Annotated in this window: 15 protein-coding genes; 10 read left to right on the top strand and 5 right to left on the bottom strand. The window is 74.3% G+C overall.

Annotation, left to right across the window (positions count from 1 at the left end):
• Window positions 1–22: 22 nt before the first annotated feature.
• Window positions 23–427, bottom strand: coding sequence for a ChaB family protein (locus OG799_RS04925; protein ID WP_406043510.1), 405 nt, complete (start codon window positions 425–427; stop codon window positions 23–25).
• A gap of 152 nt (window positions 428–579) precedes the next feature.
• On the opposite strand from OG799_RS04925, the gene OG799_RS04920 reads away from it, so the two are divergent.
• The 4 genes from OG799_RS04920 to OG799_RS04905 all read left to right on the top strand — a co-directional run bounded on the left by OG799_RS04920 (window position 580) and on the right by OG799_RS04905 (window position 2,918).
• Window positions 580–1,554 (top strand): YihY/virulence factor BrkB family protein, encoded by a 975-nt coding sequence (locus OG799_RS04920; protein WP_406043508.1) that lies wholly within the window; start codon window positions 580–582, stop codon window positions 1,552–1,554.
• 65 nt (window positions 1,555–1,619) lie between these two features.
• Window positions 1,620–2,036, top strand: coding sequence for a DUF2795 domain-containing protein (locus tag OG799_RS04915; protein ID WP_406043506.1), 417 nt, complete (start codon window positions 1,620–1,622; stop codon window positions 2,034–2,036).
• Between the two features lie 52 nt (window positions 2,037–2,088).
• On the top strand, window positions 2,089–2,550 hold the full coding sequence (locus tag OG799_RS04910) for an SRPBCC family protein (RefSeq protein WP_406043504.1): 462 nt from the start codon (window positions 2,089–2,091) through the stop codon (window positions 2,548–2,550).
• 107 nt (window positions 2,551–2,657) lie between these two features.
• Window positions 2,658–2,918, top strand: coding sequence for a hypothetical protein (locus OG799_RS04905; RefSeq protein WP_406043502.1), 261 nt, complete (start codon window positions 2,658–2,660; stop codon window positions 2,916–2,918).
• A 155-nt stretch (window positions 2,919–3,073) separates the two neighbouring features.
• Here the strand turns inward: OG799_RS04905 and OG799_RS04900 are convergent, their stop codons facing one another.
• A complete protein-coding gene (locus OG799_RS04900; protein WP_406043500.1) occupies window positions 3,074–4,498 on the bottom strand; it encodes an MFS transporter in 1,425 nt (474 codons plus the stop codon).
• Between the two features lie 162 nt (window positions 4,499–4,660).
• Between OG799_RS04900 and OG799_RS04895 the strand changes: the two genes are divergently transcribed.
• A complete protein-coding gene (locus OG799_RS04895; RefSeq protein ID WP_406043498.1) occupies window positions 4,661–4,873 on the top strand; it encodes a hypothetical protein in 213 nt (70 codons plus the stop codon).
• On the opposite strand, the gene OG799_RS04890 is transcribed toward OG799_RS04895, so the two are convergent.
• A complete protein-coding gene (locus tag OG799_RS04890; protein ID WP_406043496.1) occupies window positions 4,870–5,319 on the bottom strand; it encodes a hypothetical protein in 450 nt (149 codons plus the stop codon). The two genes, OG799_RS04895 and OG799_RS04890, sit on opposite strands and share 4 nt — an antisense overlap.
• A 165-nt stretch (window positions 5,320–5,484) precedes the next feature.
• Here OG799_RS04890 and OG799_RS04885 point away from each other — a divergent pair, with 165 nt between their 5' ends.
• Complete coding sequence (locus tag OG799_RS04885) at window positions 5,485–5,847, top strand: DUF6401 family natural product biosynthesis protein (protein WP_406043494.1); 363 nt, start codon at window positions 5,485–5,487, stop codon at window positions 5,845–5,847.
• Between the two features lie 52 nt (window positions 5,848–5,899).
• Here OG799_RS04885 and OG799_RS04880 read toward each other — a convergent pair whose 3' ends face one another.
• Entirely contained in the window at window positions 5,900–6,781 is an 882-nt protein-coding gene (locus OG799_RS04880) for a mechanosensitive ion channel family protein (protein WP_406043492.1), read from the bottom strand.
• A 200-nt stretch (window positions 6,782–6,981) separates the two neighbouring features.
• Between OG799_RS04880 and OG799_RS04875 the strand changes: the two genes are divergently transcribed.
• The 3 genes from OG799_RS04875 (at window position 6,982) to OG799_RS04865 (ending at window position 11,265) form a co-directional block, all read left to right on the top strand.
• A complete protein-coding gene (locus OG799_RS04875) occupies window positions 6,982–9,123 on the top strand; it encodes a SpoIIE family protein phosphatase (protein ID WP_406043490.1) in 2,142 nt (713 codons plus the stop codon).
• Window positions 9,124–9,164: 41 nt separating this feature from the next.
• Window positions 9,165–9,842: an HAD family hydrolase gene (locus OG799_RS04870; RefSeq protein ID WP_406043488.1), complete on the top strand. Its 678-nt coding sequence runs from the start codon at window positions 9,165–9,167 to the stop codon at window positions 9,840–9,842.
• A gap of 139 nt (window positions 9,843–9,981) precedes the next feature.
• On the top strand, window positions 9,982–11,265 hold the full coding sequence (locus OG799_RS04865) for a cation:proton antiporter (protein ID WP_406043486.1): 1,284 nt from the start codon (window positions 9,982–9,984) through the stop codon (window positions 11,263–11,265).
• 65 nt (window positions 11,266–11,330) lie between these two features.
• Here OG799_RS04865 and OG799_RS04860 read toward each other — a convergent pair whose 3' ends face one another.
• On the bottom strand, window positions 11,331–12,269 hold the full coding sequence (locus OG799_RS04860) for an NAD(P)/FAD-dependent oxidoreductase (RefSeq protein ID WP_406046206.1): 939 nt from the start codon (window positions 12,267–12,269) through the stop codon (window positions 11,331–11,333).
• 110 nt (window positions 12,270–12,379) lie between these two features.
• Here OG799_RS04860 and OG799_RS04855 point away from each other — a divergent pair, with 110 nt between their 5' ends.
• Complete coding sequence (locus OG799_RS04855; RefSeq protein WP_406043484.1) at window positions 12,380–12,595, top strand: DUF3072 domain-containing protein; 216 nt, start codon at window positions 12,380–12,382, stop codon at window positions 12,593–12,595.

Here is a 12,595-nt window from a genome sequence, read left to right as displayed (position 1 = left end):
CTCCGGTCGTACGCCGGTGTGGTCAGCGCCCGCCGCGCGCCTCGCGGGTCTCCCTGTCGTTCGCCTTCTGGATCGCCTTGACCAGCTCCGGCTTGGTCATCCGGGAGCGGCCCGGCACGTCCAGCTTCTTGGCCACCTCCATCAGGTGCTCCTTGGGCGCATTCGCATCCACGCCGGCGGCCGTGGGCGCCCGCCGCTCGGGGCCGCCACCGGCGGCCTGCCGGTCGCTGGGGCCCTTACGTCCCTTCGGCTCCCAGTGGTCGCCGACCTTCTCGAACTCGTGCTTCACGGCGGCGAACGCGGTGCGGTGCGCCCGCTCCCCCTCGCCGTACGTGTCGACAGCCGAGTCGTGCGTCTTCTCCCATGTGCGCTGGGCCTTCTCCGGGGAGCGCCGCAGCGTGCTGGGCAGTACCTCGCGCCCGGGCATCTCGTCCTCCTCCGCGTCGATGGGTTACCCAATGCAGTTCCCGCACCGCCCGCCGGCAAACCGGCACCCGGTTTGTCGATTTTCCCCGCGGGGTACCGCCCGGACCACCACGTGCGGGGGTGCGCCCGGGCGGCGGAACACAGGGAGCGGTCATGGCAGCGACGACTCAGCCGGTCGACGGCCGGCAACGGACCCGGCTCCCCCGCCGGATGCGCCAGCTGAGCTGGGCCACCTGGCGTGGGGTGCTGGTCCGCGGCGCGAAGAACTTCGTGCGGGACAACTGCGCGGACTGGGCGGCGGCGCTCACCTACTACGGCGTGCTGGCGCTGTTCCCCTCCACCATCGTCGTGGTCGCCCTGGTCGGGCTGGTCTCCGACGGGGAACAGACCGTCGACACCGTCATCGGTCTCGCCCGCGACGTGGGCGCCGGCTCGGTGGTCGGCAACGACGGCTTCATCAGCGTGGTCCGCGGCGTGGTGGAGCAGCAGGGTTCGGCGAAGGTGCTGCTCAGCTTCGGTCTGCTCGGCGCCCTCTGGTCGGCCTCGGGGTTCATCGGGGCGTTCACTCGGGCCTCCAACGCCGTCTACGGGGTCGAGGAGGGCCGCCCGTTCTACCGGCTGCGCCCGCTGCAGATCGGCCTGGCCGGGGTGTCGCTGGTCCTGCTGGCGATCGTCGCCACCGGGCTGATCGTCAGCGGTCCGGTCACCGACGCGGTGGGCGACCGGCTGCAGGCCGGCGGCCTGGCCCGGACGGTGTGGAGCGTCACCAAGTGGCCGGTGCTGGCCCTGGTGGTGATGACGCTGCTTTCCCTGATGTTCTGGATCGCGCCGAACGTCCAGCAGCCCCGGTTCCGCTGGCTCACTCCGGGCGGCGCGCTCGCGCTGCTCGCCTGGGTGCTCGCCTCGTTCGGTTTCGGCCTCTACGTCGCCAACTTCGGCTCGTACGACGTGACCTACGGCAGCCTCGGCGCCGTCATCGCCTTCCTGGTCTGGCTGTACCTGTCCAACTGCGCCCTGCTGCTCGGCGTACAGGTCAACGCGGAGGTGCAGCGCGGCCGGGTGCTGCAGGCGGGCGGCGAGGACCCGGGCGAGCCCGTCCTGCCACCCCGGGCGCCCGCCGATTCGTGACCGTATGACCGGCTCCGTGGGCCGGCCCCGGTTTACCGGCGGCCCCCTCGGGCATGTCTGTCGGCATGGAACGTGGCAACAGCAAGCACTCGCCGAGGGTCGACGACAACATGAGCCAGGAGGTCGCCGGGCTCGTCCAGGGGCCGGGGGCCGGTGGCTCGCGCGTCGAGGAGTCCCGCCAGCCGGAGCCGGCGGGCGAGGACCAGCCGGAGCCGAAGACGGTGACGGCCGGCGCGAGCCGCGGCGGCAACCCGCAGGGGATGAGCATGGACGACGTGGAGGGGCGCAGCCGCCTCGGCCGGTTCATCACCATGACGGCGCTGCCGGGCGACCGGGCGACGCTGATCGCCAACGCCCAGGAGAACGCGGCGCCGACGGACATCATCACCGCGCTGGAGGGGCTTCCCGAGGGCACCCGTTACCAGACGATTTCCGAGGTGTGGGCCGCACTCGGGCACAAGAACGAGACGACGCGCTGGTGACCGGATCGGCCCACGATCCGGAGATTCACCGGCGGGCAGAGGAGGATTCTTCATGAGCGGCGTTACCGAGCACGTGGACATCTCTGTCCCGATCCGGACCGCCTACGACCAGTGGACCCAGTTCGAGGAGTTCCCGCACTTCATGGAGGGTGTCCAGGAGGTACGGCAGCTCTCCGACACGATGACCCACTGGACGGTGGAGATCGCCGGGGTGAAGCGGGAGTTCGACGCCGAGATCACCGAGCAACTGCCGGACGAGCGGGTCGCCTGGAAGTCCACCGGCGGCACCCAGCAGGCCGGCGTGGTGACGTTCCACCGGCTCGACGAGGGCACCACCCGGGTCACCCTGCAGATGGACTTCGAGCCGCACGGCGTGGTCGAGAAGGCCGGCGAAAAGCTGGGCGTGGTCGACCGCCGGGCCAAGGGTGACCTGGAGCGGTTCAAGCAGTTCATCGAGCGGCGCGGTCAGGAGACCGGTGCCTGGCGCGGCAAGGTCGACCGGCCGACGCCGTGATCCCCTGACCCCCGGATCAGACGACTCCGATGGCCGCCGGTGTTCCGGCGGCCATCGTCGTGTCCCCCCAGCCGTTTGCGATCAACGCCGCCGGGTACCGCTGGAGAATGACCGACAACGACCCGCACGTGTGGCGCGACGAGGACCGGACCCCGCTGCGCGAGCTGGACCGGGCGATCGCCCGGTCGACCATCGACGGCCAGGGCGACGACGTCACCGGCAACGACGCCGGTGAGGAGGCCACCTTCGGGCACGGTCCCGAGGCGGTGGACCGCGGCGCCGGCCCGGAGGCCGAGCGCCGGGAGATGACCGACTCGGAGCGGGCGTACCGCCCGTCGACGACGGGACGGACCGGCCCGGACGTCTGAGCCCGGGACGCTGCGCCCCGCGTTCCGCCGATGCGGCGGTGTCGGATCGGCGCGGACACCGCCAGGTCGGGGATCCGGTGCGGGTCGTCCGGCCGGCGCCGCCGGGAGGCGGCGGGCAGGCGGCGGTCCGGGCCGCCGGGACGGGGCGGGCGAGGTCAGGGACGCCGGGAGGCGGCGGCGTGCAGGGCGATCAGGGCCGCCGCGAGCACGACCAGCGCCGGACCGAGCGCCTGCACCGACGTACGCCCGACCAGCACCCCGATCCCCGCGGGCACCAGCGCGCCACCCAGGCCGGCCGCGCCGATCTGCAGGCCGATGGCCCGGTCGGCGTGCGCCCGGCCGACCCGTTGGGCGGTGGTGAGGGTCAGCAGCGGGAAGACCGGCGCCGCGGCGAAGCCCAGCACCAGCAGCCCGGCCACCGCCACCCAGGCCGGCGCGGGGAGGGCGATCAGCGCCGCCCCGGCGGCCATGCCGACGAGGCTCCCCCGCAGCACCCGGGTGCTGCCCAGCCGCTCGGCCACCACCCCCTGCACCACCCGCCCCACGAAGAGGCTGCCCCAGTAGCCGGAGACGCACACCCCGGCGACCGCCGGGGCCAGCCCCCGCCCCGAGGTGAGCAGCAGGAACGCCCAGAGCCCGGCGGCCACCTCGATGGCCACGTAGACCGCGAAGGCGACCCCGCCGAGCCAGACCGCGGGCAGCCGCAGCGTGTCGGCGATGCGCACCGGCCGGCCGGCGTCCGCGCCACCCGGACCGTCCGGCCCTCGCGGTACGTCCGCCACGTCCGGCCCGGCCATCCCGGTACGGACGTCCGCCGCGTCCGGGTCGGCCAGCCCGGTGCGGACGCCCGCCGCGTCCGGCCCGGGGACCGCGGCGGGGGCCTCGGGGCCCCGTGCCGGCACGCGCACGTCCGCCGCCGGGCCGGGCGCGGCCACGCGCGCGTCCGGGCCGGGGAGCACCGCCGGGGCGATCGGGTCGGGCGGGAGTAACGCCTCCGGGCGGGCGGGGGCCCGCTCCCGCCAGGCGCGCACGGTGAGCGCGAACGCCCCGGCCAGGGCGAGCTGGGCCGTCGCGACGATGCCGTACCCCCAGCGCCAGGCCAGGCCGGCGCTGAGCGCACCGGTCATGATCAGCGGGCCGATCGCCACGCCGAGTCCGAAGAACGCGTGCATCCAGTTCATGTGCCGGGGTCCGAAGGCCCCGGCGGCGTACGCGTTCAGCCCCGAGTCGATCGCTCCGGAACCCAGCCCGAGCAGCAGCGCGCACCCGGCCATCAGGGCCAACGCGGGGGTCAGCGCGTATCCGGTGAGGGCCAGGCTCGCCAGCAGGGTGCTGCCGGCGAGCAGCCAGCCGACGCCGAGCCGGGCCAGGGTGAAGCCGGCGAGCACGCTGGAGGTGAGGTAGCCGACGGTCCCGGCGGTGAGCACCACGCCGACCGCCTCGGTCGGCACGCCCAGGTCGGCCCGGATCGACGGCCAACCCACCCCGATCAGCCCGTCGGGCAGGCCGAGGCTGACGAAGGCGAGGTAGGCCAGCAGGAGCAGGGACGCCCGGGGTGGTGGGGCGGGGCTGTGCGACACGGGGAGTCATTTTGCCCCACCCGGCGGAATCGCCCGACGACGACCGGCGACTCCGCCGAAACGACAAAAAGTGAGGCCCGGACGGCCGAGGAACCGGACAGGTCGTCCAGAATCGGCCGAACGGGTGACGGCAATAGCGAGGTGCCGCGTAAGACTTTCGGGATGCAACAGGGCTCCGGCTTCCTCACCCCACGTCAGCGTCGCCTGGCCTGGCTGGGCTTCCTGCTCGCCGCCGTCCAAGCGCCCGTCGCCGCGAAACTCGTCGCCGACGACTCCTGGCTGTTCAGCCTCTGCGTCGCGCTGATGGTGGCCACGGTGATCATCGCCGACGACTCCGCCCGGCGCCGTCCGGCGGGCGCCGCCTCCTCCGACTAGCCGGTCGCGCCGGGGCGCGCCTCGTGCCCCGGCCGCCCCGGGGTGCGGCGGCGCTCCTTCATCTCCGCCTCATACAGGTGCCGCCGGCCGTCGACCAGCTCGTCGCGGGCCCGGCGGTCCAACTCCCGGAACAGGGCGTAGTAGCCGTCGTCGAAGTCCTCGACGATCTGGAAGGTCCAGCGCCCGGCGATCACGTTGCGGCCGAGCAGGTCCCTGCCGATCCGGTCGGCCATGTCGTCGTGCCCGGCGGACCGGAACAGCTCCACCGCGTCGTCGAGCATCAGGTCGGCATGGCCGATGAGCTGGTGCAACGAGTAGAGGTGCCCGCGGGCCCGCTCGACCGCCTCCAGGGCCTCGCTCAGCTTGCCCAGGGCCTCGACCGTGCCGTCGCTCACACCGGCCGGGCGCCGGTGCCGCTCGTCGGGTCCGTCCGTGTGCTGTCCCATTTCGTTCCTCCGCGAGGTCGTCTGCGCCGATTCGCGCGGTTTTCCTTCTGCCCGGTCCCGGCCGGGTCAATCCCCGCGGCGGAGGGCGGACACCGGGCCGGCCGACCGGCACTCAACCGGTCGGCCGAGGCCGGCCCGGTCACGGCGTGATTAGCCTCGGTTTCCATGCGTGTGCCGAACAAACGGGTCGCGTCCCGCTCCGCCGCCGGTTCCGCGCGGTCCGCCCTCATCGCGCTCACCGCTTCCGTCGGCACCGACGGACTCGCGGCGGCCGCCGCCAGTGCCGGGCTGCTCGCGCTGGTCGACCAGCACGCCGCCGCCGTCCGGGACAGCCTGGACGGCGACCGTCGGCCGCTCACGGTCGCCGCGCTCGCCGGGTACGCCGAGGGTGTCCGGGCCGCCGCGACCGAGCACGGTTGGCAGCCGGCCACCGAGCCGACCGACTGGACGGCGCCGGACTGGCTGCACACCCGCCTGCTCGCGGTCTGCGCCCTGGCCCGCTCGCTGGACCCGCGGCACCTGGCCTGAGCCGACGGAGGGTGCCCGCGATCGCCGGACACCCTCCCTGCCACCGGCCGGCTCAGCCGCCCGGACGGCGGAACTGCTGGGTCTCGTCGCCGGCGTTCCCGGACTGGTACGTGCCCTGCCCGCCCCGCGCGCCGGACATCGACTCCTGACCCCGGGACATCACCTGGGTGCGCTCCGCGGCGCTCCGGTCGGCCATCTGCCGCTCGTAGTCGCTGCGTCCCGCGCCCTGCGCCTGACGCTGCTCCCGGATCGCGCGGGACTCCTCCGCGGCCCGGTCGAGCCAGCCGTCCCAGCGGTTCTGCATCGGCTTCACCAGACCACCACCGACACCGACGATCAGGATGCCGGCCACCGTGGCGAGCACCGCGATCAGCACCGGTGTGGTCACCGTGGTGGCGATACCCACCTGGTTGAGCGCGGCGATCACCCCGAGCGCCAGGATGAAGATCGCCGTCAGGTCGGCGAGGACCTTGCCGTAGGACAGCCCGCCCAGCGCGCCGGTGATCAGGTCCCGGACCGCGTTGGCGATGGCGGCGGCGACCACCACGATGACGATCGCCACGAAGGCTCGCGGCAGCCAGGAGATGACGCCCCGGATCAGGTCACTGATCGCGTTCGGTCCCCACACCCCGAAGGCGAACTGCAGGGTGAACAGCAGAACCGCGTAGTAGGCCAGTCTGGCCAGGATGTCACTGGCGTCGTACTTGGTTCTCTCGAGCGCGCGTTTGACGCCGCCCCGTTCGACCGCACGGTCGAAGCCCACCCGTTCCAGCGCCGCGTCCACGATCTTGAGGACGGCCCGGGCGATGAGCCAGCCCACCACGAGGATCACGATGAACGCGATGGCCCTCGGGATGAAGAGCAGCACCGACCTCCACATATCAGTCAGGGCGGTGCCGATGTCGGCCTGCCCGACCGCGAGGGTTTTCTGCATGATGTCCCTCCTGTCGCGTGAACTGCCCGGCCCGCATACCCGGTCGCCCCGTGGGCACGCCGCGCCATCGGCCGGGAATTTCCCGACATCTCTCCCGCAATGCACCCTGACCTGCACTAACGGCCGCCCCGGCGGGCACCCGGGGCAGACCCGGACGCATGATCGCAACGTCCGCGTCACGCTCCGGATAGGCTGCGGTCATGCCAGGCACGGTCAGGCGGGTCCCCACGCCATCAGCTCCTGCCCCGGGAGCGCCAGCGGACCCGGGCGCCAGCGGTTCCGGCGCGGCGGCCGCGGTGCTCGCCCACCCGTGGGCCGGCACGTCGCTGGGCGCGCCCGAGCGGTGGGACCCGGCGGTACGGGCCGTGGTCGAGCTGGTGCTCGCCTCGCCCGTACCGATGGCCCTGCTCTACGGCGACGACCTGGTGCTGCTCTACAACGACGGGTACGCCGAGCTGATCGGCGCCCGGCACCCGGAGGCGCTCGGGCGGCCGGCCGCGGAGGTCTTCGCGGACGTCTGGCACGAGCCGGGCGCCGGGGAGGTGCTCGAACGCGCGTACCGGCACGGCGAATCCTTCCTCGAGCGGGAGGCGGTGCTGCCGGCCGACCGGCATCTGGTCGGTGGCGGCGAGCCGGCGGTGTTCACCCGGGGCCACTCCCCGGTGCGCGACAGCACCGGCCGGATCATCGGCGTGCTCACCGTCGCCGCGCAGACCACCCAGCTCACCCAGCAGTTGCAGAGCCTGAGCGACTTCGCCGCCGCCCTCTCCGGCACCCTCACCCTCGACGACGTCGCCCGGGTGACCCTGCGCTACGCCATCAACTCGTTCGACGCCGACCGGGTGGCCTTCGCGGTGGACGAGGGCGGTAGCTGGCGGATGGTCCGGCGGATCCGCGGCGAACTGCTCGACGAGGCCGACGAACGGCTTCCGCCGCTGTGGCGGCGCACCCCGGCCGAGTCGCCCGGCCCGGTGGTGGTGGCCGCCCGCATCGGGGTGCCCTTCTACACGAGCGACGGTCAACCCCTGCGGGCGATCGCGGTGGACCGCCACGACCAGAAGATCCGGGCGTTGGCCGCCCTGCCGCTGCGGTCCTCGGTGGTCCGGGGCGCGCTGGCGGTCGGTTACCAGACCCCGCACACCTGGTCGGCGGCGGAGCGGGCGCTACTCTCCGCCTCGGCGGAGCTGGTCGGCCAGGCGGCCGAGCGGGCCCGCCGGTTCGAGACCCAGCACGGCACCGCCCAGCTGTTGCAGCGCAGCATGCTCCCGGAGCAGCTGCCCGACCTGCCCCGGCTGCGCATCGCCGCCCGGTACGCCCCGGGCGTGGACGGCAACGCCGCCGGCGGCGACTTCTACGACGCGTTCGTGCTGCCCACCGGCGCGCTGGGCGTGGTCCTCGGCGACGTGGCCGGGCACGACGTGCAGGCGGCGGCGCGGATGGGGCAGGTGCGGGCGGCGCTGCGGGCGCTGGCCCTCAGCGATCCCCGGCCCGACGCGGTGCTCGGCGGGCTGGACCGGCTGGTCTCCAGCCTGGGCGCCGAGGCCGGGACGCAGGAGCTCTTCGTGACCGTGGTCTTCGGGGTCGTGGACGCGGACCGGGAGCGGATCACGCTGGCCAGCGCGGGCCATCCCGCACCGCTGATCCGGCGTTGCTCGGCGACGGACGGACCCGTCGCCGAGTACGTCGACGTGCCGCCCGGCGCCCCGCTGGGTCTCGGCTGCCGGCCGCGTACGGCCACCGTGCCGTTCCGCCCCGGGGACACCCTGCTGCTGTTCAGCGACGGGGTGGTGGAGCGGCGCTGGCAGGACCTGACCGCCGGGCTGGCCGGGCTGGCCGGCGCGGTGACCGCCGCCAGCAGCGGCGACCCCCGGGCGCTCTGCGCGGTGGCCACCGGCGCGGTCCCGGGGGCCACCGAGGACGACGTCGCGGTGCTGGCCGTGGAGCACGCGGTCAAGCCGAGCCGGTCCGCCAGCATGGAGGTCCCGGCCGAGCCGACCGCGCCGAGCCGGGTACGGCACTGGATGTCCGCCCAGCTCACCGAGTGGCGGGTGCCGGAGGCGGTGGTCGGCGCGGCGGTGCTCTGCACCAGCGAGCTGACCACCAACGCGTTGCTGCACGCCGGCACCGCCGCCCGGGTGGAGATCGACCTCAGCGCGGAACGGCTGCTGGTGTCGGTTGCCGACTCGGGCACCCGCGGCACGGTGACCCGGGCGCAGACCGACACGCTGAGCAGCCGGGGACGCGGCCTGGGCCTGATCGAGGAGCTGAGCGACGCCTGGGGCACCGACCCGACGGTGCGCGGCTCGACGGTCTGGTTCGAGATCCTCATCCCGTCCGGCTGAGGCACGCGTCGGCACAGGTCGGGGCGGGTAGGAGGGGAGCCATGCCGACCGACAACCGCTGCGGCGTCCTCCTCGACGTGGACGGCACCCTCGTCGACACCACCTACCTGCACACGGTGACCTGGTGGGAGGCGCTGCGCCAGGCCGACCACCGGCTCCCGATGGCGCTGATCCACCGGTCGATCGGCATGGGTTCCGACAAGCTCCTCGACCACCTGCTCGGCCCGGAACGCGACCGGGGCGGCGACGGCAAGCTGCGCGACGCGCACGACAGCCTGTACGCCGAGTACTGGGAGCGGCTGGCGCCGCTGCCGGGGGCGGTGGAGCTGCTGCGGGCGTGCGCTGCACGAGGCCTGCGGGTGGTGCTGGCCACCTCGGCGGCCGAGCACGAGGTGGCCGCGCTGCGCGCCGTGCTCGACGCCGACGACGTCATCGACACCGTCACCTCGTCGGCCGACGCGGACGAGAGCAAGCCGGCGCCCGACATCCTGGTGGCCGCCCTGGAGCAGTCGGGCCTCACCGCGGAACGCGTGGTCTTCGTCGGCGACTCCGTCTGGGACGTCGCCGCGGCCGGGAAGCTGCACATCCCCTGCATCGGGCTGACCTGCGGCGGCACCAGCCGCGCGGAGCTGGCCGGGGCGGGCGCCGCGGCAGTCTACGACGACCCGGCCGCCCTGCTGAGCGGCCTCGGCGAGAGCGCCATCGCCGGCCTCGGCTGAGCCCGCGCCCGCCGGGCTGGCGGGCCCGGCACGTGAGCGGACCCACCCGGGACAAGCCGGACACCGAGGCATACCGGACGGAAGTACGGGGCACTGGTGACCACCTGCCCGCGCCGCGGGCGGCGGGAAGGGTGGTGCCGTGGAACCGGTGGACGTCGCGTTCGCGCTGGTGGGTGTGGGCGCGCTGCTGGCAGGGATCCTGCCTCGCGTGCTGGAGCGGCGCCCGCTCTCCATGCCGATCGCCTTCCTCGGCCTCGGCATGCTGGTGTTCCTGCTGCCAACCGGGCTGCCCACGCCGGACCCGCTGCGCTGGCCCGAAATCACCACGCATCTCACCGAGATCGGGGTGATCGTCGCGCTGATGGGCGCCGGCCTGAAGATCGACCGGCCGCTGAGCTGGGCCCGCTGGTCGTCGACCTGGCGGCTGCTGGCGATCGCGATGCCGCTCTGCATCGCCGCGGTGGCGCTGCTGGGCTGGTGGTGGGCCGGTCTGGTGCCGGCGGCGGCGCTGCTGCTGGGCGCGGCGCTCGCCCCCACCGACCCGGTGCTCGCCGCCGACGTGCAGGTCGGTGAGCCGACCGACGTGGAGGACTCCGAGGACGAGGTGCGCTTCGCGCTGACCTCGGAGGCGGGGCTGAACGACGGCCTGGCCTTCCCGTTCGTGTACGCGGCGATCGCGATCGCCACCACCAGCCTCGCCCCGGCGGACTGGCTGGCGCACTGGTTCACCGTCGACGTGCTCTACAAGCTGGCCGTCGGCGTGGGCGGTGGCCTGCTCGTCGGCTGGCTGCTCGGCAAGCTCTTCTTCCGGGCCCCGAGCGAGCTGCGGCTGGCCCGGCACGCCGAGGGCTTCCTCGCGCTGGCCGCCACCTTCCTGGCGTACGGGCTGGTGGAGGTGATCGGCGGGTACGGCTTCCTGGCGGTCTTCGTGGCGGCCCGGGGGATCCGGGCGGCGGAGCGGACGCACGAGTTCCATTCGGTGCTGCACGACTTCGCCGAGCAGATCGAGCGGCTGCTGACCGTGCTGTTGCTGCTGCTCTTCGGCGGAGCGGTCATCGGCGGGCTGCTGGCCCCGTTGACCTGGCCGGCGGCGCTGGTCGGCCTGGCGCTGGTCTTCGTGGTCCGGCCGCTGACCGGCTGGCTGTCGCTGCGTGGGGCGCCGGGTCGGCCGGCCGAGCACTGGGTGATCGCGCTGTTCGGCATCCGCGGCGTCGGCTCGTTCTACTACCTGGCGTACGCCACCAGCAGGACGGACTTCCCGCAGGCCGAGCTGATCTGGGCCACCGTGGGCCTGGTGGTGATCGTCTCGGTGGTGGTGCACGGGATCGCGGCCACCCCGGTCATGCAGCTGCTCGACCGGGCGGGCGAGCGCACCCGGGAGCGGTCCGAGCGGGGCCGCGAGAAGGAGCCCGCGCTGGGCTGACCCGGCCGCCGAGCCGGTCAACCGCGGCGCCGGTCAGCCACCGAGCCGATCGACCGCCGCGCCGGTCAGCCACCGAGCCGGTCGACCAGCGCCCGGCCGAGGTCCCGGCCGGAGAGCCAGGCACTCTGCACCCGGGGCTTGCCGAACGCGTCTCCGGCGATGCCGATCCCGTCGTCGTCGAGGTGGTACGTCCCGTCCCCGCCCGCGGCGGGCTTCGCGTACGTCCAGCGGTGCACGTGCACCAGCTCGGCCGGTTCGGGCAGGCCGAGCAGGTCCCGCACCGCCTGCTCGACGGCGGGGCCGGCGGCGGTGGGCTGCAACAGGTGACCGGCGGCGAACTCGGGCGTGGTGTGGGCGACAAGCACCGGCGCGCCGTCCCCCCGCCGGTCCCCGTCGTCGCAGAGCAGGGCGAGTACGGGATGCCCGTTGACGAAGGCGCCCCGGAAGTCGGACCACCGGCGCTGCGGGAAGCGCAGCACCGCGGCCAGCGCCGGGGACCACTGCTGGGCCGTCACCACCCGGGTCGCCGCGGCGAGCGCGGGGTCGAGCAGCAGGGCCGCCTGCGGTCCCGGCATGGCCAGCGCGACCGCCGCGCAGTCCTGGCCGTCGACCCGCGGCCCCGGCTCGACCGTCAGCACCAACCGGTCGTGGGTCACGGGCAGGTCCCGGGCCAGGTGCTCGACCAGCGAGCGCAGCCCGCCCGGGGCGGCCCAGCGGGTCGGGCCCGGCAGTTCCTGGCGGCCCTCCGGCCCGTACGCGACCAGGGCGTCGGTCCATTCGCGGGCCAGCCCGGCGGCCCGCCACCCCTCGACCACCTCGGCGAAGTCGGGGTGGGAGAGGGTGAAGTAGGCGGCGCCGAGGTCGGCGGGGCGGCCGTCGAAGCGCTTGCTGGCCATCCGGCCGCCGGACACCCGGGCCCGTTCCCGGACCTGCACCGAGATGCCGGCCCGGACCAGCTCGACGGCGCACGCCACCCCGGCGATGCCCGCGCCGACCACCACCACACCCGCCGGGTTCACCGTCACCCGATGATCGTATGCGGGTCGGGCGCGGGGCGGCATGAAGGGCGCGGACCCGGGGTACTGGCACAGGTGTTCGAGGAGAGGTGATCGAGATGACCGACCGCAGCAGCGGCAACGCCAACCCGCAGGCCGCCATCAAGGACCCGGACGAGTGGGTCACCGGCGAGGAGCCGCCGACCGCCGCGCAGGAGTCGTACCTGCACACGCTCGCCCGGGAGGCCGGTGAGGAGGTGCCGGAGGGCCTGACCAAGGCGGAGGCGTCGCGCCGGATCGACGAGCTCCAGGCGGAGACCGGGCGCGGGCGGTGA

Origin of the sequence: Micromonospora sp. NBC_00898 (genome assembly GCF_045207895.1) — a bacterium.
Taxonomy (GTDB): domain Bacteria; phylum Actinomycetota; class Actinomycetes; order Mycobacteriales; family Micromonosporaceae; genus Micromonospora.
The sequence above is the reverse complement of the archived record's forward strand: the minus strand, read 5'-3'. Positions and strand labels throughout refer to the sequence as shown.